Origin of the sequence: Dickeya undicola, from assembly GCF_000784735.1 — a bacterium.
Classification (GTDB): Bacteria; Pseudomonadota; Gammaproteobacteria; order Enterobacterales; family Enterobacteriaceae; genus Dickeya; species Dickeya undicola.
Genome location: NZ_JSYG01000004.1, coordinates 297,918 through 323,726 on the forward strand (window position 1 = coordinate 297,918; position 25,809 = coordinate 323,726).

Here is a 25,809-nt window from a genome sequence, read left to right on the forward strand (position 1 = left end):
AGCCATCACAATTCAATCACACATCATTAACAATGACGGCATTTATTGCACTGTTCTGGGCGCTATCTGGAACCGACTTCACAGCCATAGTAATGATTCTTCAAAACGCACGGCGGGAAGAGTACATTAGACAGGTTAGGCGATTACTCATCAGGAATAGGATCCTGTAAAAGGTTTGTTAAATGTCACCGATAGAAAAATCGAAAAAACTGGAAAACGTTTGTTACGATATTCGTGGTCCGGTACTAAAAGAAGCCAAACGGCTGGAAGAAGAAGGTAACAAGGTACTCAAGCTGAACATCGGCAACCCGGCACCTTTTGGGTTTGATGCGCCGGATGAAATTCTGGTGGATGTCATCCGCAATCTGCCAACAGCACAAGGCTACTGCGATTCCAAAGGGCTCTATTCCGCCCGTAAAGCCATCGTACAACACTATCAGGCTCGTGATATGCGCGACGTCACGCTGGAAGACGTCTATATCGGCAACGGCGTTTCCGAACTGATCGTCCAGTCGATGCAGGCATTACTGAATACCGGTGACGAAATGCTGGTGCCAGCGCCGGATTACCCGTTGTGGACCGCGGCGGTATCGCTTTCCAGTGGTCATGCGGTGCATTACCGCTGTGACGAAGAGGCTGGCTGGTTCCCAGATCTGGATGACATTCGCAGTAAAATCACCCCTCGTACCCGCGGGATCGTGATCATCAACCCCAATAACCCGACCGGGGCGGTATACAGCAAAGAACTGTTGCTGGAAGTGGTCGAGATTGCCCGTCAGCATAACTTGATCATTTTTGCTGACGAGATCTACGACAAGATTCTCTATGATGAGGCCCAGCATCACTCCATTGCCGCGCTGGCACCTGACCTGCTAACCGTCACCTTTAACGGTTTGTCCAAAACCTATCGCGTGGCCGGATTCCGCCAGGGTTGGATGGTACTTAACGGGCCGAAGAAGCACGCCCGCGGTTACATTGAAGGGCTGGAGATGCTGGCGTCGATGCGTCTGTGTGCCAACGTGCCAATGCAACATGCGATTCAGACCGCACTGGGCGGTTACCAAAGCATCAGCGAGTTCATCCATCCGGGCGGGCGTCTATACGAGCAGCGTAATCGCGCCTGGGAGCTGATTAACCAGATTCCCGGTGTGTCTTGTGTCAAACCGAGTGGGGCGCTGTATATGTTCCCCCGAATTGACGCCAAACGCTTCAATATTCATGACGACCAGAAGCTGGTCTTGGACCTGCTGTTACAAGAAAAAGTACTGCTGGTGCAAGGCACTGCCTTCAACTGGCCAGAGCCAGATCACTTGCGTATCGTCACCCTGCCGCGTGTTGACGAGCTGGAAATGGCCGTCAATAAATTTGGCCGTTTCCTGGAAGGTTATCACCAGTAATCAGGATGATGTCCGGTGCCGCACTGGTGCCGGACTCCTTTATTACCCCAGCCAGTACCCTTTTCCGCTATCTCCGGTCTGATTTGCTTCTTGATGTCGGAGCCGCCACAATGAATCCCTAACGCTGTACACCGAGAGACACTTATGGTTCAAAGTCATTTCTTCGCCCACTTGTCCCGCCTGAAACTGATTAGCCGCTGGCCGCTGATGCGCAATGTCCGGACTGAAAACGTCTCCGAACACAGCCTGCAGGTAGCCTTTGTCGCCCATGCTCTCGCGGTGATCAAAAATCGCAAATTCAACGGCAATCTCAATGTTGGCCGCATTTCCCTGCTGGCAATGTACCATGACGCCAGTGAAGTGCTGACCGGCGACATGCCCACCCCCATCAAGTATTACAACGCGCAGATTGCCCACGAATACAAGAAGATTGAGAAGATTGCCCGCCAGAACCTGATTGCAATGCTGCCTGCCGAATTGCAGCAGGACTTCAGCCCATTGTTGGATGAATCCCATATCAGTGAGGAAGAGCACGCTATCGTGAAACAGGCGGATGCGCTTTGCGCGTACCTGAAATGCCTGGAGGAACTGTCGGCTGGTAATAATGAATTCTTGCTGGCTAAAGCTCGACTGGAAAAGACGCTTCAGCAGCGCCAGAGCCCAGAAATGGATTATTTCATGACGGTGTTTATTCCAAGCTTCAGCCTGTCGTTAGATGAAATTAGCCAGGAGTCACCGCTTTAGCCAGCGGTCAATTGACACAGTACACGGCCTGACAGCGGGTCTGCCAGGCTGTCTTGTTCTTTGTGTCTGCATTTAAAATGGGTACAGCCACGGCACCATCACCACGCTGACCGCCATCACCAACAACGTGAACGGCACGCCAACTCGGACAAAATCACTAAAACGATATCCTCCAGGTGCCAGCACTAACGTATTCACCGGCGAAGAAACCGGCGTCATAAACGCAGCGGAAGCGGCAATGGCGATAATCATCGCAAAAGGATACGGTGAAACTTGCATCTGCTCTGCCGCTGCTACCGCAATCGGTGCCATCAGCACCGCCGTCGCCGTATTAGAAATGAACAACCCCGTCAATGCACATAGCAGGAACAAGCATACCAGCATGATATGTGGACCCGCATCACCACCTATTTCCATCAACCCTTTGACGACCAACGCCACGCCGCCGGTTTGCTGTAACGCCAGGGCAAACGGCATCATCCCTACAATCAGGATAAGACTCGGCCAGTGCACAGCTCGATAGGCGCTTTCCATGTCAATACAGCGAAACTGCCCCATCAGCAGACAGGCGATCAATGCAGCGATAGCGTTGGGGATTTCATCGGTAAGCATCATCGCCACCATTAACGCCAGACAAAACAGTGCATGGGGTGCCTGATTGCTGGCTGGCGCGACTTCATCCACCTCTGCGGGCAGGTTGAGCACAATAAAATGACGCTTATGCTGGTGCAGCAGACGGATATTTTTCCAGTCACCAATCACCAGAAGAATATCTCCCAGCTTCAGGGCTTCGTCAGCCAGCGTACCCTCCAGCGCCTCACCGTCACGGCGGATGCCCACCACCGTTAATCCGTAGCGGCTGCGAAACAAAGCCTCCTGCAACGTTTTACCCAACAGCCCGGAGTCAGGAATTAACGACACTTCTGCCATTCCCACATCCCGTGCCTGTTCAGAGAAATACTCGCCACGCAGTACCATCGGCTCCAAACGCTGGGTGGCGCAAAACTCGCGCAGATCCACCTCTGATGCCGACATATCGATCAGCAACACATCATTCAATCGTAATTCACTATTGCCGCTGACGCTGACCATAATGCGCCGGAATTTCTGCCAGCGCTCAATCCCCACCACATTAGCACCGTAGCGCTGACGTAATTGCAAATCATCCAAACGCTGACCGATCAGCGGTGAACCGGTGCGGATCGCCAGTCGGCGCGCCCGTCCGGTCAGTCGGTATTCCCGGATCAGGTCACGAAACGTTTTGCGTTTCCACCCATCCTTTAGGCTATCGCTGTCCGTCGTGGTCAACCAAAAGCGGGCTACCAGCATATACGCGATGCCTATCAACAACACCACTACACCAATGGGCGTAACGCTGAAAAAGCTGAACCCAGCCATACCGGTACGCATCAGTTCACTGCTGACGACCATATTGGGCGGCGTCGCCACCAACGTCATCATGCCGCTGATAAGCCCAGCGAAAGCCAGCGGCATCATCAATCGAGCCGGGGTGGTTTTCATTCGTGCGGCGACATTCAGCACCACCGGAATAAAAATAGCCACCACGCCGGTCGAACTCATGAAGGCACCTAGCAGTGCCACGGTGCACATCAGCAAAATCAACAGGCGGGTTTCACTCTGTCCGGCCACGCGCATTAACCAATCGCCGACCTGATAAGCCACCCCGGTTCGCACTAAACCTTCGCCAATCACAAACAATGCAGCAATCAAGAATACGTTCGGATCGCTGAAACCAATCAGCGCCTCCTGTAACGTCAGTGTCCCACTTAGCACGAAAGCGACTATCACCAGCAACGCAATCACATCCATGCGCAGTTTGCTGGTAGCAAACAGCACAATGGCAATCAATAGCAGCATGACAACCCAGACCAGAGAACTGCTCAACATGCCCCCTCCTGACGTTAACACTCCTTATTTATCAAGCAGTATTCCAACAGGAATACACATCCCATAGAAAAACCGCTGATAATCAGAATGCCATAAAAAAACCCTGACAAAGCAGGGTTTTGATCAGGTTTAATCCGGTTTTGGACATCATTTTAAGGTAATGTTGACCCAACCATCTGCTGTACGCGAAATCTGCAATTGCTCAAGGGAATGTAATGCAGCATTCACTTCATTCAGGCGCGGGGTATCCGTCGGCGCATTCACCGCAACAACCTTACACCCCGCCGCCAGACCAGACAGCACGCCAGCTGGCGCATCCTCCACCACCACACACTCGGAAGGAGACAGCCCCAACCGCTGCGCACCCAGCAGATACGCGTCTGGATTCGGTTTACCGCGCGCTACCTGCTCCGCGGTGATGAACTCACGCGGAGCAGACAACCCTGCGGCACGGTGACGGGCATGTGCAATCGGCACCGTTCCCGACGTCACAATAGCCCACGGAATATCCAGCTCGTCCAGCCTGACCAACAGCGCCTGCGCACCCGGCATAGCCGTAATACCGGTGGTATCGCTCGCTTCCACCTGCTCCAGCGCGACAAACTCGCGCTGAATCGTCTCTTCGCTAGCACCAGCCAGAAAGTGGCGCAACGAGGTGATGGCCTGTTTACCGTGAATAAAATCCAGAACTGTCTGTGGGTCGATATCATGATCTTTTGCCCAGTTGCTCCAGGCCCGTTCCACTGCGGGCAGTGAATCTACCAGCGTGCCGTCAAGATCAAACAGAAAACCTTTACACTCCACAGAAAGCCCCTTCTTTATTTATCAGTCCCGAACTTATCAGGCATTAATGATTTGCGCGATCTCCACCGCACTCAGGTGATACTGACGCGGGCAGGATTGCCAAATCGCCAGCATACGGATGTATTTATCCCACATTTTGGTCTGCGAGTTAAAGCCATGCGTGCCGGAATCAAAATGGGGATAACGCCCTTCCACATGCACCATGAAACGCACATACCCCAGGTAACGCGCTTCAGTCGCAGCATCGAAACCAAGAAACGCCACGCGGCGCTCATCCATATCCGGTTTCTCTTTCAGATTGGCCCAGGAAACCTGTAGCGCATGGTGCATTTCCATAATATTAATGAGGGTACGGCACACATCTTCGCTCAAATCGCCAAAATCACGATCCAACTCCCGCATTTGCAGCCCATAACCCCGCTCGATAATCGTTTGCAGACGGCGGTAGCGCTCCGCATTATCGGGGTCCATCATTGACATCATTTTGTACTGATTGGACAGGATAAGTCTCTGAGCATTAGTCATTTCCATGGTGCACTCCTGAATCTGATTCCGGCTAAAGGGATATTGACAGCAGAATCGCATACTGGCTGGCGTTCGTTTCTTGATTTAAAACAGAATCCGATGGAAAAAATATCAGCGTCTTTGGCTAAAAACCGGGTTTACATCAAAGATCGTCCAGGAACGTCTTGTCGAGCTGCTTAAAGGCACGATTCAGCACGTCTGCCAGCATCTGATAAGTGGGTTGCCCTTCCACCGGAGCCAACGCCATCCCTGACGCCAACAGCTTATTACGAATGTCATGAAACCACTGTAATAAAGAAGGCGGTAACGGGGTAACCGAACGCCGCCCCAGCCACCATAACCCTTGCATCGGCAAGCCAAGGGCAAATAACGCGGTAGCCACGCTCGGCCCCAGTTGCCCGCCCAGCGCGATTTGCCAGGTCAGGGTAAAGACAGCCACTGGTGGCATGATACGAATGGCAAACCGAGTAGCACGCGCTACGCGATTTTCAGGAAACACCGGTGCCAGGCGCTTGTCCGTCGGCCAGGTTTTCATATAGTGCTGGCCCAGACGGAATAGTTGTAGCCATCCCGTTTTGCCGGAGGGTTTCGTTGTCATGCTCAACCTCAACTTCACATATAAAAAATAAAAAATTTGTACAAATCACCAACTGTAATTGACAAGCTTAAAATATATTTTGTGTTTAATGATTGCTATCGGTATCCTAAAATAGCCTTTTAGGCTGCGATAAAAAGCTGTATAGCACTATGACACAAAGCTGTATGACACACGTTGTGCTGCACTCGCTGCTTAGCCATCCGCTATTTCAGACAGCGTTTTGTTGAGTCGGTTGGCGAATACGGCCACTGTGAATTCAACGCACAGCGAACGTCATAGGTGTCTGCTGTCGCCGTTTTTGCCGCGCTGATGTCACCTTGCCGGGGCGTTCAATACGCTATTGAGCGGTGGTTACATCGGCGTTTTACGCTGTCATGTCTGGAAAAATCACCCGGCCATGATGTTAATCATAAATGTCGACCGCCTTCTGCGCTACGCTGGTTGCTGTATGACATTTTTTTAACCATGTATAACAAGTAGGTACTTCCATGTCGAGTAAGTTAGTACTGGTCCTTAACTGTGGCAGTTCTTCCCTGAAATTCGCCATCATTGATGCCGTCAACGGAGACGAATACCTGTCTGGCCTGGCCGAGTGCTTCAATCTGCCCGAAGCGCGTATCAAATGGAAAATTGACGGTGGCAAACAGGAAGCTGAACTGGGTGCAGGTGCTGCCCACAGTGAAGCACTGAGCTTCATCGTTAACACCATCCTCAGCCAGAAGCCGGAACTGTCTGCTCAACTGGTAGCCATCGGCCATCGTATCGTTCACGGCGGTGAAAAATTCACCCAGTCAGCCGTGATCAATGCCGACGTGTTGCAGGGCATCAAAGACGCCGTACCGTTCGCGCCGCTGCACAACCCGGCTCATCTGATCGGCATCGAAGAAGCACTGAAGGAATTCCCGCACCTGAAAGACAAGAACGTCGCCGTCTTTGACACCGCGTTCCATCAGACTATGCCGGAAGAAGCCTACCTGTACGCCCTGCCGTACAAATTATACAAAGAACATCACATCCGCCGTTATGGCGCTCACGGTACTAGCCACTACTTCGTTTCTCGTGAAGCGGCAAAAGTCCTGAACAAACCGGTAGAAGAACTGAACGTGATCACCTGCCATCTGGGTAACGGCGGTTCTGTTTCTGCTATCCGCAACGGCAAGTGTGTGGATACCTCCATGGGTCTGACCCCGCTGGAAGGTCTGGTAATGGGCACCCGTAGTGGTGACATCGACCCGGCGGTAGTTTTCCACCTGCATGACTCTCTGGGCATGAGCGTAGAAAGCATCAACAAACTGCTGACCAAAGAATCCGGCCTGCTGGGTCTGACTGAAGTCACCAGCGACTGCCGTTATGTAGAAGACAACTACGACACCAAAGAAGACGCCAAACGCGCCATGAACGTGTACTGCCACCGTCTGGCGAAGTACATCGGTTCTTACTCTGCGCTGATGGAAGGTCGTCTGGACGCGGTGATCTTCACCGGCGGCATCGGTGAAAACGCAGCGATGGTACGTGAACTGACGCTGAAACAGCTGGGTCTGCTGGGCTTCGCTGTCGACCACGAGCGTAATCTGGCTGCCCGTTTCGGCAAAGGCGGCAACATCGCCAAAGACGGTGCCCGCCCGGCTCTGGTTATCCCGACCAACGAAGAGTTGGTCATCGCTCAGGACGCGCTGCGCCTGACCGCCTGATAAGTCTCCCCACTCCGTCAGCTTCGGCTGACGGAGTTGTTTTAGAAGCATCGTTTTTGAACAACGAGCAACCGCAAACAGAGGTTAAGCCGTGTCCCGTACAATCATGTTGATTCCTACTGGCACCAGCGTAGGCCTGACCAGCGTCAGCCTGGGTGTCATTCGTTCCATGGAACAGAAAGGCGTGCGCCTGAGCGTATTCAAGCCTATCGCACAGCCGCGTTCCGGTGAAAACGCACTGGATCAGACCACCACCATCGTCCGCGCTACCTCCGCCATTCCGGCCGCCGAGCCGCTGGCGATGAGCTATGTGGAGTCGATGCTGAGCAGCAACCAGCAGGACGTGCTGCTGGAAGAGATCATCGCCCGCTATCACGAAAACACCAAAGACGCGGAAGTCGTACTGGTAGAAGGCCTGGTGCCGACCCGTAAACACCAGTTCGCCAACGCGCTGAACTATGAAATCGCTAAAACGCTGAACGCGGAAATCGTCTTCGTACTGGCGCTGGGCAATGATTCCCCGGCTCAGTTGAAAGAGCGTCTCGACATCGCCCGTTCCAGCTTCGGCGGTAGCAAGAACAAAAACATCACCGGCGTTATCATCAACAAGCTGAACGCACCGGTGGATGAACAGGGTCGCACCCGTCCCGATTTGTCCGAAATTTTCGATGACTCCACCAAAGCCAGCGTCGCCAATATCGATCCGAAGCTGCTGTTTGCTAACAGCCCGCTGCCGATTCTGGGTTGCGTGCCGTGGAGTTTTGACCTGATCGCTACCCGTGCCATCGATATGGCTAACCATCTGAATGCACGCGTGATCAACGCCGGTGATATTCAGACCCGTCGTGTGAAATCGGTGACCTTCTGCGCCCGTAGCATTCCGCATATGCTGGAACATTTCCGTCCTGGTTCACTGCTGGTCACCTCCGCCGACCGCCCAGACGTACTGGTTGCCGCCTGTCTGGCTGCCATGAACGGCGTTGAAATCGGTGCTCTGCTGCTGACTGGCGGTTACGAAATCGACCCGGCCATCAGCAAGCTGTGCGAACGTGCCTTCCAGACCGGCCTGCCGGTATTCATGGTCAATACCAACACCTGGCAGACCTCGCTGAACCTGCAAAGCTTCAACCTGGAATTGCCAGCCGACGACCACGAACGCGTAGAAAAAGTACAGGAATACGTAGCACGTCATATCGATACCCAGTGGATCGATTCGCTGACCGCAGCGTCTGAACGTTCACGCCGTCTGTCTCCGCCAGCGTTCCGCTATCAGCTGACCGAACTGGCTCGTCAGGCAAGCAAACGCATCGTACTGCCGGAAGGCGACGAACCGCGTACCGTTAAGGCTGCGGCTATCTGTGCCGAACGTGGCATCGCACAGTGCGTACTGTTAGGCAACCCGGATGAAATTCAGCGCGTAGCGGCTGCGCAGGGCGTTGAACTGGGCAAAGGCATCGAAATCGTTGATCCGGCTGAAGCGCGTGAACGCTATGTACCGCGTCTGGTGGAACTACGTAAGAGCAAAGGCATGACCGAAGTGGTCGCCCGCGAGCAACTGGAAGACAACGTGGTGCTGGGCACCCTGATGTTGGAACAAGGCGAAGTAGACGGCCTGGTATCCGGTGCTGTTCACACCACCGCCAACACCATCCGTCCGCCGTTGCAGTTGATCAAAACCGCACCGGGCAGCTCGCTGGTGTCTTCCGTGTTCTTCATGCTGCTGCCAGAGCAGGTTCTGGTCTATGGCGACTGCGCCATCAACCCGGATCCGACCGCTGAGCAGTTGGCTGAAATCGCGATTCAGTCCGCCGATTCCGCCGCCGCTTTCGGTATTGAACCGCGCGTAGCGATGATCTCCTACTCGACCGGTAACTCCGGTGCGGGCAGCGATGTGGATAAAGTCCGCGAAGCGACCCGTCTGGCACAGGAAAAACGCCCGGATCTGGTGATCGACGGTCCGTTGCAGTACGACGCCGCCATCATGGCAGACGTTGCACTGTCCAAAGCACCGAACTCACCGGTTGCAGGTAAAGCCACCGTGTTCGTGTTCCCGGACCTCAACACCGGTAACACCACCTATAAAGCGGTACAGCGTTCTGCTGACCTGATTTCTATCGGGCCAATGCTGCAAGGTATGCGTAAACCGGTTAACGACCTGTCCCGCGGCGCGCTGGTGGACGACATTGTCTACACCGTAGCACTGACCGCCATTCAGGCCACCCAGATCGCCTGATCGATGTCATGACCGGTGTATTTCTCAATGCACCGGTAAGACAGAAGCAAAAACGCCAGCAAAGCATTGCTGGCGTTTTTTTATGACGACGAAAAACCCGAAAAACTCAGTGCTCTTCTTCTACCGCGTCGTGATCTTCCGTTCCGGCTGAATCATCATTCTGAACTCGTGACGAAACACGCGGTGGTTTAACGTAGTCATTGCTGCCGCTGTTACGGCTTAACCAGAGCGACAACGCCTTGAGTGAATCTGGGGTGAACTCATCGCAACGCGCCGTAATCTCCTCTGGCGTCAACCAGCTCACTTCGTCAATCTCTTCCGCCTGCAGGGCGAACGGACCATGCATGACACAACTGAACAACGCGCCCCATACCCGACAGTCATCGCTTTCGTAGTAAAACAGACCGTGTTCGGCAAATGGCACACCTGCAATGCCCAGTTCTTCCTCCGCTTCACGACGCGCCGATTCCAGCAGGTTTTCACCGCTTTGCACCACGCCGCCTGCCGTTGCATCTAGCCAACCGGGGTAAAAATCTTTGGTTTCGGTGCGGCGCTGGACCAGAATTTTGCCCATGCCATCATGTACAACAATGTAGGTCGCACGGTGCCGCAGATGCTGAGCACGCATCTGCTGGCGACTCGACTGGGCGATAACCTCGTTGTTTTCATCAACAATGTCGACCCACTCCGTGCCTGCCGTCTGTGTTTGTTCCACCATCCTCTGAAACCCTTTCGTCGTGGCGCGGTCACGCGCATCAGTTTTTAAAAATATTGGAATTATTGATGTGATGTGAGAGTAGCGTCTAAGTTAGTGGCTAATCGCAACCTGTGCAATAGCCTCCCCACCCTGCAATGGCACAACCTGCAACACGCCATTATCCAGCAGGCCATAACTGGCGGGATAACCACCTTTAGGCAGGCTGACTGAGCCGGGGTTGAAACAGTAAATATCGTCGCGTCGCTCGGCCACCGGGATATGAGTATGACCGAACACCAGTACATCGCCGGAATGTAACGGCGGTCGTTTTTCTGGGTGATAAAGGTGCCCGTGAGTCAGAAATAAGCGATGCTCAGGCAGCAGCACTTGTTGCCAGGGCGCGGTGATTGGAAACTGCAACAGCATCTGGTCAACTTCGCTGTCGCAGTTACCCCGTACCGCCATAATCTGTGACGCATAGCGGTTCAGCAGGCTCGCCACATCCGCTGGTTGATAACGATCCGGCAATGGATTGCGGGGGCCGTGATTAAGAAAATCGCCCAGCAGGATCAACCAGTCCGCACCGCTCTGTTCAAAAAGGGTCAACAGGGTTTCGGTGGCAGACAACGAGCCATGCAGGTCAGACGCAAACATCAGTTTCATCATGCTATCCCGATGCGTGAGAAGATTCGGTCCCGCTATAGTACCAAAAACCCCTGTCATCACTGGTCAAAATTATCGGTTTGTTGTCTTCCCCTACCGAGAGGCACCGCGTGATCACAGGTGTGAAGGCAAAAGGATAGCCATAACGGTTATTTATGTTTACGGCGGGAAAGTGCTAGTCTTTTGCCTGCCAACTGTTTTTCAGAGTCATCAGTTTCTGGCTGATGACTTCCCTTATGGAGAAATGAGTCATGATTGATGTGTACTACGCCCCTACCCCAAACGGTCACAAAATCACCCTGTTCCTGGAAGAAGCACAGTTACCTTATCAACTGCACCGCATAGATATCAGTGCAGGCGATCAGTTCAAGCCCGAATTTCTGGCGATTTCCCCCAACAACAAGATCCCCGCGATTGTGGATCAACAGCCTGCTGATCAGGGCGAACCGCTCAGCCTATTCGAATCCGGAGCCATTCTGCTCTATCTGGCCGAGAAAAGCGGCAAACTCCTGAGTACCGATGTTCGGGAACGTGCTGCCACACTGCAATGGTTGTTCTGGCAGGTGGCTGGTTTCGGGCCGATGCTGGGGCAAAACCACCATTTCAACCACTACGCGCCCCAGCCGGTGCCTTATGCTATCGACCGTTATCAGAAAGAAACCGAGCGTCTGTACGGCGTGCTGAACACACAGTTGCGTCATCACGACTGGCTGGCGGGCGATGAGTACAGTATTGCCGACATCGCCACCTACCCCTGGGTGGTATCGCACGACCGCCAGCGTATCGACCTTGATGCCTTCCCTGCAGTGAAGAGCTGGTTTGAACGCATCCGTGAACGCCCGGCCACGCAGCGCGCCTACCAGCTCGCAGCGAAAGCCTGATAAGCCTTGTCTCCACGCCCGGTAAACCGGGCGTGGTTTTCCCTCGCTGATTGACCGTCTTCAAACTATTTCCGTCATCCTGCCGCGCTACACTGTAAGTTTGAAAAGTACTTGTTCCGCTGATAAAAGTTCCCTGAGATGTGGTTAATATCACCGGCAGATGAAAGCAAATCATCTATGCTAAAACCAAGATGAGAGACGGTGTTCCAGCAGGCGCACGACCGCCCGGCGCAAGGGAATAACCTGACATACGAAACGAGGCCCGCTATGAAGCTACTGATCACCGGGGGAACCGGCCTTATTGGACGTCATCTGATTGCACGTTTGCTGTCCCTGTCACATCAGGTAACCGTTGTGACCCGCTCTCTGGAACGTGCGCGACAGCAGTGGGGCTCTCAGGTTGATTACTGGCGTGGACTGGAGGAACAGACCTCGCTGGACGGTTTTGACGGTGTCATCAATCTGGCGGGCGAGCCTATCGCCGACAAACGCTGGACCAGCGCGCAAAAAGCACGGCTGTGTCAGAGCCGCTGGGACATTACCCGTCAGTTGACACAGCTTATTCGTCATAGCCAGACGCCGCCGACGGTGTTCTTATCCGGCTCTGCCGTAGGTTATTACGGCGATCAAGGCCAGGCACTGGTGACCGAAGATGAACCGCCTCATGACGATTTCACACACGAACTCTGTGAACGCTGGGAGGCGCTGGCGCTGGAAGCCGAAAGCGACCAGACCCGTGTTTGCCTGCTACGCACCGGTGTAGTGCTGTCTACCGAAGGCGGTGCGCTGGCAAAAATGCTGCCCATTTTCCGACTGGGTCTGGGCGGCCCGATCGGCTCCGGCAAGCAATATCTGCCGTGGATCCATATCGACGACATGACCAATGCCATTCTTTATCTGCTGGATAATCCGATCCTGAGGGGGCCGTTCAATATGGTGTCACCCTACCCGGTACGTAATGAGAAATTTTCCGCCATGCTGGCAGGTACACTGGATCGTCCCGGCTTTGTGCGCACGCCCGGATGGGTGCTTAGGGTGGTGATGGGTGAAGCGGCAACATTGCTGCTGGGCGGACAACGGGCTATTCCACAGCGGCTGGAAAAAGCCGGTTTTGGTTTTCGCTTCTTTGAACTGGAAGAGGCGCTGAACGATTTACTGCATCCCCGCGCAGGCTGAGCGGGCCAGCCGGTGCGGGGACGATGTGACGGTACGGAACGTTACTTCAGCGCACCGGACAGGAACTGCTGCAAACGCGGGCTTTGCGGGTTGCCGAATACCGCCTCCGGCGGCCCTTCTTCCTCCACCAGACCCTGATGCAGGAAAATCACATGGTTGGAGACATGCCGGGCAAATTCCATTTCATGGGTCACCACCACCATGGTTTTGCCCTCTTCCGCCAGTTGCTGCATGATGCGTAGCACTTCGCCCACCAATTCCGGATCCAGCGCAGACGTAGGCTCGTCAAACAGTAACACATCCGGCTCCATCGCCAGCGCGCGGGCGATGGACACACGCTGCTGCTGACCGCCAGACAAGTCGGACGGGTATTTCTCCTGTGATGCGCCGGTGATCCCCACCTTGTTCAGGTAGAATTCAGCCCGTTTGCGGGCTTCCGCCTTACCCAGCCCCAGCACCTGTACCGGTGCTTCCATCACGTTATCCAGCGCGGTCATAAAGCTCCACAAGTTGAAATGCTGGAATACCATCGTCAACCGGGTGCGCAGCAGCTGTAACTGCTTCTTGTCGAATACCTTGAGCTGCCCGTCCTTGTCCCGCACCATGTGAATTTCCTGACCATTCACATGGATCGACCCTTCACAGGGTTTTTCCAAAAAGTTAATACAGCGCAACAAGGTGCTTTTACCCGACCCCGATGAACCGATAATGGAAATAACGTCCCCGGCTTTAGCCTGTAATGAAATGCCTTTCAGCACCTCATGCTGACCATAACGCTTACGTAATTCCGTCACCATCAGCTTATTATTCTGCATTCTTTGTCTGTTCCTGCACTCTTTAATGGAATGAACGGTTAATGGGATGAACGGGTATGAAGATGCCGTAACCAGCGACGCTCAGCCTTTCTAAACAACGAAATCAACACAAACGATACCGCCAGATACATCACTCCCGCGATGCCGAACGCGTAAAACGGCTGGTAGGTAGCGGCGTTGATATCGCGCGCCACTTTCAGTAAATCCGGCACGGTCACGGTAAAGGCCAGCGCGGTGGAATGCAGCATCAGGATGACTTCGTTGCTGTAGGCGGGCAGCGCGATACGCAACGCGCCCGGCAGAATGATGCAACGGTACTGTTTGAAACGTGAAAAACCATAGGCGCGGGCGGCTTCGATTTCGCCATGTGGCACCGAGCGAATCGCGCCAGCGAAGATTTCGGTGGTATAAGCGCAAGTATTCAGCGCCAGTGCCAGAATGGCGCAATTCAGGCCGCTGCGGAAAAACGCGTTCAGCAGGTCGGTGCCGCGCACAATTTCCAGGCTGTACACGCCGGAGTAGAACACCAGCAGTTGCACATACAGCGGCGTGCCGCGAAACACATAGGTAAAGACCCATACCGGCAGCCAGTAGCGACGACGAGGCGAAACGCGGGCTACCGCCAGCGGAACCGCCATCAACCCGCCGATAGTTACCGATATAATCAGCAGCCATAACGTCATCGCCAACCCGGTGAGGCGATAGCCGTCACTCCACAGCAGGGCCTGCCAGTATTGTTGCAGAATCTCACTCATAATTTACTTTCCGGACTCCCTGCGAGTAGCGTTTTTCCAGCCACCACAGCACCCCGTTGGAAAGGGTGGTAAAAATCAGATACAGCACGCCAGCCACAATGGCGAAAAAGAACGGATGATGGGTTCCCTTTCCAGCCAGTTGGGTCGCTTTTATCACGTCGCTCAATCCCAGCAGCGACACCAGCGCAGTCGCTTTGAGAATCACCTGCCAGTTGTTGCCGATTCCCGGCAGCGCAAAGCGCATCATTGATGGAAACATGATGCGACGAAACACTTTCATCGGTGTAAACCCAAACGCCACCGCCGCCTCAATCTGACCACGAGGCACCGCCAGATAAGCACCGCGGAAGGTTTCGGTGAAATAGGCACCGTAAATAAACCCCAGCGTAATAATCCCTGCTGCCAGCGGGTCGATATCGATCTGATCCAGGCCAAGTGCCTCGGTGACACTGTTGAGCACCATCTGCAGACCGTAAAAAATCAGCAGCATCAGCACCAGGTCCGGTACACCGCGAATCAGCGTGGTGTAACCGGAAAAAAAGCCGGACAACAGACGACTGGACGACAGCTTTGCCGCCGCACCCACCAGACCAATCAGCAGCGCCAGCACCAGCGAGCACAACGCCAATTGCAACGTCATGCGCGCGCCGTCCATGATTAATTCGGAATAGCCATAAAGCATTACATCAATCCGCTCAGAAAAGGCACACCTCTGCCTGCACGAGGCAGGCAGAGGTTAATCAGGAAGGCTTATTCACCGTAGACGTCGAAGTCAAAGTACTTCTTGGCCAGCGTGTTGTAAGTACCGTCTTTGCGCATGGCTGCAAAGGCTTTGTCCAACGCGGCTTTCAGTTCGGTTTCGTTCTTGCGCAGCCCCATACCGGTGCCCACGCCGAACAGTTTGTCGTCTTTCACCGCCGGACCGGCAAAGGCATAGTCTTTGCCCGCAGCCTGTTTCAGGAAGCCTTCGCTACCTGCAACTTCATCCTGAAACGCGGCATCGATACGGCCAGCGGTCAGATCGGCATAGATCAGATCCTGATTTTGGTAAGCCACCACATCAATACCTTTCGGCTGCCAGTACTGGTTGGCGTAAGCTTCCTGCGTGGAGGCTTGCAGCACGCCGACACGCTTACCTTTCAGCGCATCCAGTGTTGGCAGAATCGGTGAGCCTTTTTTGGCGATCAGACGGGCATTGGCGGCGTACAGTTTGTCCGTAAAGGCGATTTCCTGCTGGCGTTTCTCGGTAATGGACAGGGAAGAAATGATGGCGTCGATCTTTTTCGCTTTCAGCGACGGGATCAACGCATCGAAATCACTTTCAACGAAAGTACAGTTTGCCTGAATGCGTTTACACAGTTCTTTTGCCAGGTCGATATCAAACCCGACCAGTTGACCACTGGCGTCCTTGGATTCAAACGGCGCATACGTAGGATCGGTGCCAATCTTGATATTTTTCGGAACCTCGGCGAGGGCGCTGCCTGCTGCGAATACCAGTGCTAATGGCAAAAGTTTCAACATTTTTTTCATTGCGTTACCCTTATTTATGATTGTGTATGCCTAAGTGATTCGTGAAGTCTGACCGTGAAACTGTGGTGATACATGTGTTTGCTGTGTGCGTTGAATCGCACCTTGTTTGTCAAAACATAGCAAATTTTATGCCATAAAGAATATGCAATTTTGCATCAAATTAGACAGGGTGATCATGATAGCCGCATCAATATAATCAATGAATTATATCAACTCATGCTATCAGGATAACGAGTAGGACGTTGGCGGTCTGCATCAATAGCACCATTGTGGTGCACATGAATGCACCACAAAAGCACTGCGCCACAAAAAAGTGCAAAACACCCTGCCCTCAACAAGCGACGTAATGGTATGTTTTATGATTATAAATGAAGCAGTTAGGCACCCTGCCAGCGCGTAAACAGATCCTGGGGCAACTCAATGTCAAACTGGTCAATCACCCGATTGACGGTCTGATCGACGATATCCTGCACAGTTTGTGGGCGATGATAAAACGCAGGCACCGGCGGCATGATCACCGCGCCCATTTCAGCAGCGGCATTCATCAGACGCAGATGGCCGAGGTGGAGCGGCGTTTCCCGCACGCACAGTACCAGCGGGCGACGTTCTTTCAGCACCACGTCCGCTGCACGCGTCAGCAGGCTGTCGGTATAGCTATGGGTAATGCCGGATAACGTCTTGATCGAACAGGGAAGAATCGCCATACCGGCTGTTTTGAACGATCCTGACGAGATGCTGGCAGCAATATCACGAGAATCGTGCACCACATCAGCCAGCGACTGAACATCGCGCACGGTTAGATCGGTTTCCAGCGACAGCGTTTGCCGGGCCGCCGGACTCATCACCAGATGAGTTTCAATCTCGGCGACTGGCTGCAGCACCTGTAATAACCGTACCCCATAGGTAACACCACTGGCACCGGAAATACCGACAATCAGTCGCTTCATTCTCACCTCTCAGACCCACCGCAACAGAGACGGCAAAACATGTGCGCTGACTTTGCCGCATCACCCGCGGATTGGCAAGAATAACAGCGACAAAAAAGGGAGCCTGCGCTCCCTTTTTAACCACGACGAGCGATCGATAATCACCCTTCGTTGTGCAGTTCCAGGTCTTCGACTTCATTCTGGCTGCGCATCGCCTTGGCATCATCGTTACGCAGAGCTTCCAGATAATCCAGATAGTCCTGGTCCACGTCTTTGGTCACATAGACGCCGTTGAACACCGAACATTCAAACTGAACGATTTCCGGGTTGTCTTCACGCACCGCGTCGATAAGGTCAGTCAGGTCCTGGAAAATCAGCGCATCGGCACCGATGATCTTACGAATCTCCTCGACTTCACGACCGTGAGCGATCAATTCGTTGACGCTCGGCATGTCAATGCCGTACACGTTCGGGAAACGGATCTCCGGTGCTGCAGAGGCCAGATAAACCCGATTAGCACCCGCTTCACGCGCCATCTCCACGATCTGCTGCGAGGTGGTGCCGCGCACGATAGAGTCATCCACCAGCAGTACGTTCTTACCGCGGAACTCTGCCCGGTTGGCGTTCAGTTTGCGACGTACCGATTTAATGCGCGTTTGCTGCCCCGGCATGATAAAAGTACGGCCAACATAGCGGTTTTTCACAAAGCCCTGACGGTACGGCTTGTTGATGATGCGGGCTATTTCCAGCGCGATATCGCAGGACGTTTCTGGAATAGGAATCACCACGTCGATATCCAGTTCTTCCCACTGGCGGGCAATCTTTTCACCCAGTTTCTGGCCCATACGCACACGGGCGCTGTAGACCGAAATCTTGTCGATAAAGGAATCAGGACGGGCGAAATAAACGTATTCGAACAAGCACGGATGGCTTTTCGGGTTTTCCGCGCATTGACGGGTGAACAGTTGGCCGTTCTCGGTAATGTATACCGCTTCGCCCGGTGCCACATCACGCAGAAACTCAAAGCCCAGCGTATCCAGCGCTACGCTTTCCGACGCCACCATGTACTCGTTGCGACCATCTTGCAGTTCGCGCTTGCCGATAACCAGCGGGCGAATGCCGTTCGGATCACGGAACGCCACCATGCCGTGACCGATGATCATGCCGATGCAGGCATAAGCGCCACGAATCTGTTGATGCACCGCCGCCACAGCGGCAAAAATGTTGTCCGCTTCCAGCGGGTAGTGCTGAAAACGATCCAGCTCTTTGGCAAACACATTCAGCAGGATTTCAGAATCTGAGGTGGTATTGACATGACGACGCCCTTCTTCAAACAGCTTTTTACGCAATTCATGGGCGTTGGTCAGGTTACCGTTGTGGGCCAGCGTAATCCCGAACGGGGAATTGACGTAAAACGGCTGGGCCTCTGAGGCACTGGAACTGCCTGCGGTGGGATAGCGCACGTGGCCAATCCCCATGTTGCCCTGCAACCGTTGCATGTGCCGGGCTTCAAACACATCTTTCACCAGGCCGTTGGCTTTGCGCAGGCGAAAGTAGTTGGCATCATTAATGGTGACGATGCCTGCGGCATCCTGCCCACGGTGCTGTAACACCGTTAACGCGTCATAAATCGACTGGTTGACCGGTGTAAAACCGGCGATACCGACAATACCGCACATGTGGTCTTTTCCTCATCAGCGCTACCGCGGCTAGATGTGCCGCGGCAAGAAACTCGACGTGCTTTGCAGGTAGTCAAAAAACCACCTGATGATATAACTGAACTGCGGGATTAAATGGGACTGCTTCCAGTCGGCGCTCTGTGAAAAACCGGTGAAGGTATCCAGAAAGAACAGCAGTGCGGAAACGATCAACACACCGCGCAATGCACCAAAGCAAATGCCCAGTACCCGGTCAGTGCCTGATAGTCCGGTGCGTTCAACCAGCGAACCGATCACATAATTGACGATAGCACCCACAATCAACGTCGCAATAAACAGAATGGCAATGGCGATACCGTTGCGCACCAGCTCATCATTAAACCGCGTGAAATAGCCCGCGAGATAGACATAGTAGTGGCTGGCGATAAAGAACGCCGCCCCCCAGGTCACCAGTGACAGCGCTTCACGTACAAACCCCCGGATGAGACTGACCAGAGCCGAGAATCCGATAATCCCGATAATGACGTAATCAACCCAAACCATGAACTATCCTAATAATGAACGATGACAATCATAGCGCCGGTCATCCTGTTCGCGGCGCATTCTAACAGAAAAAGAAAACGTTTGCGTAGCGTATTTCCCGCCGATTTTTTCGATAGGCGAAGAAATAAAAAAAACCGCCCTCCGCCATGTGGATAGCGCCCATACCCGCCACACACCGCAATAGCGATTCAGTGCGCTGCCACAAATTTCGGTGCTCCGCCCAAAAATAAAGGGGCAAGGTCGCCGTGCTCCCCTACCCCCTGCTTTCATAGGCTGATTAGCTGCCTTAGCGCGCGCTGTACGACCGGACTTGTCCGCTCAGCCCACTAAGTTGCTGCAACTCACCCAGCGCCGACTGCAATTTCTGCTTCGAGGCATCTGGCCCGACGTAGATGCGGGTAATCTGCCCCGCCACGGGGGCCGACGGCACGGTATAGGCTCGATAACCGGACAGACGCAGTTTGGCGACAATTTCATTGACCTTGTCGGCATTCTTCAGCGCGCCCAGTTGTACCACAAAAGCCTGACCGGCGGGTGCCTGCTCCTGAGCTGTTGGCTTGTTTTCCGGCGTCTTGCTTTCCGGTGTCTTGTTTTCCGTTTTAGCTTCCGCTGCACGAGTATCAGCCGGTTTTTCAGTCGACTTACTTTCAGCCGCCTTACTCTCCGCCGTTTTCACCTCGGGCTTTTGCCTGGTTTCCGGTTTGGCTTCCGGTTTTTTAACTTCAGGCTTCGCGGGTTGCGCCTTCATCGCAGGCGGTGCCACTTGCTGTACTGGTGCGCGTGGCTCGGTGACCACCGGCATCGGCGTTGCAACCGGGCGGGAAGACGACGGCTGAGCCGCGCCATGACGGGCAGAAGATTGCGTGGAATCCTGCTCCTCGCCTGTCTCGGTTGCCGATTCGTCCTTACTCTGCATCGCAGCTTCTGCGCCTTCAGGCGGCTGGGTCGGCAGCGACTGATTTATCGGCGGCATTGACTCCGCTTCCAGCGTATCACCCGGTTTGGGAACCAGCGGTATCGCAGCGAAGTCATCCTCATAATGCTTTTTCTTACCATCCAGCAGGCCGGGGAGCACGATCACCCCCAGCGCCACCAGCACAACCGTTCCTACCAGGCGATTTTGAAATTTACTCGCCATGCGTTCCGCTCCCGTCCAGCGCTTCCATCACATGCGCGACAGTATGGAAAGAACCACAAACAATCACTACATCATCTTCACTGGCGTCCTGCATTGCTTGTCGCCAGGCCGTCGTCACATCCGGAAATGACGTCCCCTGCTCCAGGTGTGTGGTCAGCAATTCGGCATCGGCACCGCGTGGCCCTTCCAGCGGAGCGCAATACCACACATCTACCTGTGGTTTAAGCTGTGCCAGCGTACCAGGAATGTCTTTATCCGCCAGCATACCTATCACCGCCCGCACCTTACCGACTCGTGGTAAATCGGCCAGTCGTGCAGCCAGGTAAGCCGCAGCATGAGGATTATGCGCGACATCCAGAATCAACAACGGCTTTTCGCTCACAATCTGGAAACGTCCCGGTAATTGCGCCTGACGCAGCCCCTGGCGGATGACATCGACACTCAGAGCCATATCGGAGGCTTGCAGCGCTGCCAGGGCGGTGGCCGCATTCGCCAGCGGCACGGTTGGAATGGGCAATCCTTCATAATGAACATCACCGCTCTGCCAACGCCAGCCGCCATCCTGCAACGAAAACTGCCAGTCAGCGCCACGCCGGAACAACTGTGCGCCTTTTTCCTGCGCGACGGTGGCAATGGATGTCGGCATATCCGGTTCGCCCACTACGGCCGGTCGGTTCTTGCGGAAAATACCCGCCTTTTCACGGCCAATGCTTTCCCGATCGTTGCCCAACCAGTCGGTGTGATCCAGCGCGATGCTGGTAACAACCGCGACATCAGCATCCACAATATTGGTGGCATCCAGACGACCGCCCAACCCGACTTCCAGGATCACCACATCCAGCTGTGCCTGCTTAAACAACCACAACGCCGCCAGCGTGCCGAATTCAAAATAGGTCAGCGACGTGCCATTGCGACCGGCTTCAATCGCGGCAAATGCCTCGGCGTGCCGGGACTCTGGCAATTCACGCCCCTGAATACGCACACGTTCGGTATAACGCAGCAAGTGTGGGGAACTGTATACACCCACCCGTAGACCGGCAGCGCTCAAAATGGACTCCAGCGTGCAACACGTGGTGCCTTTGCCATTGGTGCCAGCGACGGTGAACACGCGCGGAGCCGGTTGCAACAGATGCAGCCGTTCCGCCACCTGTTGGGTGCGTTCCAAACCAAGGTCAATCGTCTGGAAGTGTAGATGTTCAAGATAGTGAAGCCACGTGGCCAAAGGCGACGTGGCTTGAGGTGTCTGAAGATTATCCATGAGTCCCGCTCACTGACTTACGGTTGATTGCTGCCGGGAACACGGCAACAACGCCGCCCTGCTCCCGGTACATCATTGATTAGGCTTCACTCTGTGATTCAGGCGAGGCGGATGGCCGCGCCACGGAGGACTCCTGCGGCTCCGGACGATTCGTCAACCGGGACAGGATGCTTGCCAGTTTGTAGCGCATATCCGCACGGCGCACGATCATATCGATAGCACCTTTCTCCAGCAGGAATTCACTGCGCTGGAAGCCCGGCGGCAGTTTTTCACGCACCGTCTGCTCAATAACACGTGGACCAGCAAAACCGATCAGCGCTTTCGGCTCGGCAATGTTCAGGTCGCCCAACATCGCCAGACTGGCGGACACGCCACCCATCGTCGGGTCGGTCAGTACCGAAATATACGGCAAGCCGCGTTCGCGCATTTTCGCCAACGCCGCACTGGTTTTCGCCATCTGCATCAGCGACATCAGTGCTTCCTGCATACGGGCACCGCCACTGGCGGAGAAACAAACCAGCGGGCAGTTGTCTTCCAGTGCCTGCTCAACGGCACGGACAAACCGCGCACCAACAACAGACGCCATCGAACCGCCCATGAAGGAGAATTCGAACGAAGCCGCAACCACCGGCATGTCGTACAACGTGCCCTTCATCACCACCAGGGCGTCTTTTTCGTCAGACTGCTTCTGCGCCGAGACGATACGGTCCTTGTATTTCTTGGAGTCTCTGAATTTCAGGACATCTTTAGGTTCCAGCTCGCTGCCCAGTTCCACCATGCCTTCTTTGTCCAGAAACGCATGGAGACGAGCCCGAGCGGACAACCGCATGTGGTGATCACATTTCGGACACACTTCCAGGTTGCGTTCCAGTTCGGCGCGGTAAAGTACCTGACCGCAACTGTCACATTTAGTCCACACCCCTTCAGGAATATTCGCCTTACGGGTTGGCGTGACATTACTTTTGTTAAGAATTCGTTCAATCCAGCTCATTGATAACCTTTCTGCTTGAACCTGGCACCAGCCAGTACGCTGCTACACGTTACCCCATCCCTGGCAACGCCGCCGATAAAGCGATATCGCATCCCGAACTCACCGGGACAGGACATTGTCATTCATGCTGTTTTATACAAACACAGCCATAAATGCTGCTCATTAAACCATAACGATCCGGGCGTGTGGATAAAAAACTGGTCAAACCGGATGTTAAAATAATTTTCCACTTATTTCATATTTTGCCGCGTCAGGGTGCGTTTGTGCCGCCAAAACTCGATCAACCCCGGCAGAATGGAGATGAAGATGATCGCCACGATCAATAACTTCAGGTTCTCCTGCACCACCGGCAGATCACCGAACAGGTAACCGGCATAGGTGAACAACAACACCCACAGCAGCGCACCGGTCACGTTGTACAGGGCGAACTCACGGTAACGCATGTGCCCCATCCCGGCGACAAAGGGCGCAAATGTTCTCACAATCGGCACAAAGCGCGCCAGAATTATTGTCTTACCGCCGTGACGCTCATAAAACGCATGAGTGCGGTCCAGATAGCTGCGCCGGAAAATACGCGAGTGGGGATTACGGAACAATTTCTCGCCAAACAATCGGCCGATAGTGTAATTCACCGCATCACCCAGTACCGCGGCCACCACCATCAGTGCAACCATCAGGTGAACGTTCAGGTCATTGGTCGGTAACGCGGCCAGCGCTCCTGCCACAAATAGCAGCGAATCACCAGGCAGGAATGGCGTAACCACCAGGCCGGTTTCACAAAACAGAATCAGGAACAGAATCGCGTAGATCCATACGCCATACTGCGCCACCAACCCAGCCAGATGCACATCAATGTGCAGGATGAAATCAATGATAAACCGTACAAAATCCAGCATAATCGCGTCCTTATTCAGTTCAATGCCGACTTCGCCGCTCGTTTACGGCGCGCCAGTTCCCGTTAAATCACCACATCCGGCAGAAACAGCGGCCCCATCGACGCGCAGGGAATAGCGAAGTCCTGCGGATAATCCACCGCAACCAAATACAGCCCATCGGCTTTCGCCGTCGCGGCGGCCAATGTTCGGTCTTTTGCCGCCAGCAATTCAGCCATCCAGTTTTCCGGCTGGTTGCCACAGCCAATTTCCATCAGGCTGCCCACAATGTTACGCACCATGTGATGCACAAACGCGTTGGCCTTGATGTCCACCACGACATAATCGCCCTGACGCACCACCCGCAGGTGCATTAGGTTACGCCAGGGTGTGCGCGACTGGCATTGCACCGCCCGGAACGAGGTAAAATCGTTCTCTCCCAGCAGGCACTGACCGGCGCGGTGCATACGCTCGGCATCCAGCGGCAGGTAGTAATGCGTCACCCCCTGCGACAGAATTGCAGGTCGGAAGCGCCGGTTATAAATCACGTAGCGGTAACGACGAGCAGTGGCGCTGAAACGGGCATGAAACGCATCATCCACCGTTTTCACCCAACGCACCGCGATATCTGGCGGCAAGTTGGCGTTAACACCCATGGTCCAGGCCGCATCTTTACGTACCGCGCGGGTGGTGAAATGCACCACCTGTCCGGTCGCGTGCACCCCAGCGTCGGTCCGACCGGCGCAAAATACGTCGATTCGTTCGTTCGCCACCTGAGACAGCGCCGCCTCCAGACATCCCTGAACGCTGTTTACTTCAGCCTGACGCTGCCAGCCGTAATAACGACTGCCGTCATACTCGATCCCCAGGGCAATTTTCAGCGGCGCCTCGTTATCCGCGTGCTGCAACGCCGTCATTACCCCAGGTACTCCTCAATCAGCCGTTCGGCGGTTTCCACCGCCATCAGCGCACCGCCGAAACGGATATTGTCGGCCACCGACCAGAACTGCAACAGCTCAGGTATGCCGTAATCGTTGCGCAGACAGCCAATATTCAGTTGTACATTGCCTGACGCGTCTTCTACCTGCGTCGGGTAGTCATCTTCCTCGCTCAGTGCCACATCGCCCGCCTGCGCCAGCACGTCGCGTGCTTCATCGGCAGACAACGGGCGCAATGCTTCCAGATGCACCACCTGCGCATGGCCATAAAACACCGGCGACTGTACGCAACTGACCGAAATCGGCAGGCCGTCGTCCTGCAATACCTTGCGCACTTGCTCCACCAGCCGACGTTCTTCACGCACGCTGCCTTCACTATCCGCCAACAGCGGCAACAGGTTGAACGCCAGCTGTTTCGGGAACAACCCCGGCTCAGCCGGAATACCGTTGAGCAGGCGAGCGCTCTGGCCCGCCAGGTCATCTACCGCCGCCTTGCCATGAGCCGACACCGACAGCAGATTGGCCACATGCAGACGCGACAGCCCGGCCTGCTCCGTCAGCGGTTTGATCGCGGTGAGCAACTGGCTGGTCAGGCTGTCCGCCACCGCCACGATATTGCGGTTGCGGTAATCCGCCAGCACGTGCGGGTTGACGCCCGGCACCACCAGCGGCACATCCGGCTCCAGCGCGAACAGACCGCTGCTGTCAATCACCAGACAACCGGCGTTACCCGCCGCTTCGGCATAGCGGGCGCTGGCTTCCATACCGGCGACGAAAAACGCCAGTTGTACCTGCGACCAGTCGAAATCTGCGGCGTCTTCCACCCGCAGCGAACGGCCGCTAAAACGCAGGCTCTCGCCGACGCTGTTTTCACTCGCCAGCGCATAAAGTTCACCCACGGGAAACTCACGTTCCTGCAACAGCTCCAGCAACGCGGTGCCGACGGCACCGGTCGCGCCCAGCAGCGCGATATTCCAGCCATTGGACATGTGATCGTTCTCCCCAAGAATAATGAATAAAACACACCGGACGATGATCGCACCGCCCGGATTAATCTGATTTTGATAC

The 25,809-nt window shown here is 54.5% G+C and carries 25 protein-coding genes; 6 read left to right on the top strand and 19 right to left on the bottom strand.

Annotated elements, in window-relative coordinates:
• Positions 1-182: 182 nt before the first annotated feature.
• Together OB87_RS02175 and yfbR are read left to right on the top strand one after the other, a co-directional pair.
• Positions 183-1,397 carry a pyridoxal phosphate-dependent aminotransferase gene (locus tag OB87_RS02175; RefSeq protein WP_033567778.1) on the top strand — a complete coding sequence of 405 codons (1,215 nt, stop codon included), beginning with the start codon at positions 183-185 and terminating at the stop codon, positions 1,395-1,397.
• 144 nt (positions 1,398-1,541) lie between these two features.
• On the top strand, positions 1,542-2,141 hold the full coding sequence (gene yfbR, locus OB87_RS02180) for a 5'-deoxynucleotidase (RefSeq protein WP_033567779.1): 600 nt from the start codon (positions 1,542-1,544) through the stop codon (positions 2,139-2,141).
• 72 nt (positions 2,142-2,213) lie between these two features.
• Here the strand turns inward: yfbR and OB87_RS02185 are convergent, their stop codons facing one another.
• The 4 genes from OB87_RS02185 to yfbV form a co-directional block, all read right to left on the bottom strand.
• Positions 2,214-4,049 carry an SLC13 family permease gene (locus tag OB87_RS02185; RefSeq protein WP_200884259.1) on the bottom strand — a complete coding sequence of 612 codons (1,836 nt, stop codon included), beginning with the start codon at positions 4,047-4,049 and terminating at the stop codon, positions 2,214-2,216.
• Positions 4,050-4,196: 147 nt separating this feature from the next.
• Positions 4,197-4,853 (bottom strand): sugar phosphatase, encoded by a 657-nt coding sequence (locus OB87_RS02190; RefSeq protein ID WP_033567780.1) that lies wholly within the window; start codon positions 4,851-4,853, stop codon positions 4,197-4,199.
• A gap of 36 nt (positions 4,854-4,889) precedes the next feature.
• A complete protein-coding gene (locus OB87_RS02195) occupies positions 4,890-5,384 on the bottom strand; it encodes a YfbU family protein (protein WP_033567781.1) in 495 nt (164 codons plus the stop codon).
• 136 nt (positions 5,385-5,520) lie between these two features.
• Complete coding sequence (yfbV, locus tag OB87_RS02200; RefSeq protein ID WP_033567782.1) at positions 5,521-5,976, bottom strand: terminus macrodomain insulation protein YfbV; 456 nt, start codon at positions 5,974-5,976, stop codon at positions 5,521-5,523.
• 488 nt (positions 5,977-6,464) lie between these two features.
• Here yfbV and ackA point away from each other — a divergent pair, with 488 nt between their 5' ends.
• On the top strand, positions 6,465-7,667 hold the full coding sequence (gene ackA / locus OB87_RS02205; protein ID WP_033567783.1) for an acetate kinase: 1,203 nt from the start codon (positions 6,465-6,467) through the stop codon (positions 7,665-7,667).
• Positions 7,668-7,758: 91 nt separating this feature from the next.
• Positions 7,759-9,900 (top strand): phosphate acetyltransferase, encoded by a 2,142-nt coding sequence (gene pta / locus OB87_RS02210; protein ID WP_033567784.1) that lies wholly within the window; start codon positions 7,759-7,761, stop codon positions 9,898-9,900.
• Positions 9,901-10,006: 106 nt separating this feature from the next.
• On the opposite strand, the gene yfcD is transcribed toward pta, so the two are convergent.
• Both yfcD and yfcE read right to left on the bottom strand, forming a co-directional pair.
• On the bottom strand, positions 10,007-10,618 hold the full coding sequence (gene yfcD / locus OB87_RS02215; RefSeq protein WP_050515604.1) for an NUDIX hydrolase YfcD: 612 nt from the start codon (positions 10,616-10,618) through the stop codon (positions 10,007-10,009).
• Positions 10,619-10,708: 90 nt separating this feature from the next.
• The gene (yfcE, locus tag OB87_RS02220) at positions 10,709-11,260 is read right to left on the bottom strand and encodes a phosphodiesterase (protein ID WP_033567785.1); all 552 of its coding nucleotides are present in this window, start codon (positions 11,258-11,260) and stop codon (positions 10,709-10,711) included.
• A gap of 251 nt (positions 11,261-11,511) precedes the next feature.
• Here yfcE and yfcG point away from each other — a divergent pair, with 251 nt between their 5' ends.
• Positions 11,512-12,141, top strand: a complete 630-nt coding sequence (gene yfcG, locus OB87_RS02225) for a GSH-dependent disulfide bond oxidoreductase (protein ID WP_033567786.1) — start codon at positions 11,512-11,514, stop codon at positions 12,139-12,141.
• Between the two features lie 267 nt (positions 12,142-12,408).
• Positions 12,409-13,317, top strand: a complete 909-nt coding sequence (locus OB87_RS02230) for a TIGR01777 family oxidoreductase (RefSeq protein ID WP_033567787.1) — start codon at positions 12,409-12,411, stop codon at positions 13,315-13,317.
• A gap of 41 nt (positions 13,318-13,358) precedes the next feature.
• Here the strand turns inward: OB87_RS02230 and hisP are convergent, their stop codons facing one another.
• The 13 genes from hisP to OB87_RS02295 form a co-directional block, all read right to left on the bottom strand.
• Positions 13,359-14,132, bottom strand: a complete 774-nt coding sequence (gene hisP / locus OB87_RS02235; RefSeq protein WP_033567788.1) for a histidine ABC transporter ATP-binding protein HisP — start codon at positions 14,130-14,132, stop codon at positions 13,359-13,361.
• Positions 14,133-14,170: 38 nt separating this feature from the next.
• Positions 14,171-14,887: an ABC transporter permease gene (locus tag OB87_RS02240; RefSeq protein ID WP_033567789.1), complete on the bottom strand. Its 717-nt coding sequence runs from the start codon at positions 14,885-14,887 to the stop codon at positions 14,171-14,173.
• Positions 14,880-15,569, bottom strand: coding sequence for a histidine ABC transporter permease HisQ (locus OB87_RS02245; RefSeq protein WP_033567790.1), 690 nt, complete (start codon positions 15,567-15,569; stop codon positions 14,880-14,882). The genes OB87_RS02240 and OB87_RS02245 overlap by 8 nt, the downstream gene beginning before the upstream one ends.
• 68 nt (positions 15,570-15,637) lie before the next feature.
• Positions 15,638-16,417 carry a lysine/arginine/ornithine ABC transporter substrate-binding protein gene (locus OB87_RS02250; protein WP_033567791.1) on the bottom strand — a complete coding sequence of 260 codons (780 nt, stop codon included), beginning with the start codon at positions 16,415-16,417 and terminating at the stop codon, positions 15,638-15,640.
• A 377-nt stretch (positions 16,418-16,794) separates the two neighbouring features.
• Positions 16,795-17,364 carry a UbiX family flavin prenyltransferase gene (locus tag OB87_RS02255; protein WP_033567792.1) on the bottom strand — a complete coding sequence of 190 codons (570 nt, stop codon included), beginning with the start codon at positions 17,362-17,364 and terminating at the stop codon, positions 16,795-16,797.
• A 140-nt stretch (positions 17,365-17,504) separates the two neighbouring features.
• Positions 17,505-19,022 (bottom strand): amidophosphoribosyltransferase, encoded by a 1,518-nt coding sequence (gene purF, locus OB87_RS02260; protein ID WP_033567793.1) that lies wholly within the window; start codon positions 19,020-19,022, stop codon positions 17,505-17,507.
• A gap of 30 nt (positions 19,023-19,052) precedes the next feature.
• Positions 19,053-19,544, bottom strand: coding sequence for a colicin V production protein (cvpA, locus tag OB87_RS02265; protein ID WP_033567794.1), 492 nt, complete (start codon positions 19,542-19,544; stop codon positions 19,053-19,055).
• Between the two features lie 286 nt (positions 19,545-19,830).
• Positions 19,831-20,682, bottom strand: coding sequence for a cell division protein DedD (gene dedD, locus OB87_RS02270; RefSeq protein ID WP_033567795.1), 852 nt, complete (start codon positions 20,680-20,682; stop codon positions 19,831-19,833).
• Complete coding sequence (gene folC, locus OB87_RS02275) at positions 20,672-21,940, bottom strand: bifunctional tetrahydrofolate synthase/dihydrofolate synthase (protein ID WP_033567796.1); 1,269 nt, start codon at positions 21,938-21,940, stop codon at positions 20,672-20,674. The genes dedD and folC overlap by 11 nt, the downstream gene beginning before the upstream one ends.
• A 79-nt stretch (positions 21,941-22,019) precedes the next feature.
• Complete coding sequence (accD, locus tag OB87_RS02280) at positions 22,020-22,931, bottom strand: acetyl-CoA carboxylase, carboxyltransferase subunit beta (RefSeq protein ID WP_033567797.1); 912 nt, start codon at positions 22,929-22,931, stop codon at positions 22,020-22,022.
• A 230-nt stretch (positions 22,932-23,161) separates the two neighbouring features.
• Positions 23,162-23,827, bottom strand: a complete 666-nt coding sequence (locus OB87_RS02285) for a DedA family protein (RefSeq protein ID WP_395856328.1) — start codon at positions 23,825-23,827, stop codon at positions 23,162-23,164.
• Positions 23,828-23,889: 62 nt separating this feature from the next.
• Positions 23,890-24,720: a tRNA pseudouridine(38-40) synthase TruA gene (gene truA, locus OB87_RS02290; protein ID WP_033567798.1), complete on the bottom strand. Its 831-nt coding sequence runs from the start codon at positions 24,718-24,720 to the stop codon at positions 23,890-23,892.
• Entirely contained in the window at positions 24,720-25,730 is a 1,011-nt protein-coding gene (locus OB87_RS02295; RefSeq protein WP_033567799.1) for an aspartate-semialdehyde dehydrogenase, read from the bottom strand. Before OB87_RS02295 ends, truA begins: the two co-directional genes overlap by 1 nt.
• Between the last annotated feature and the right edge of the window lie 79 nt (positions 25,731-25,809).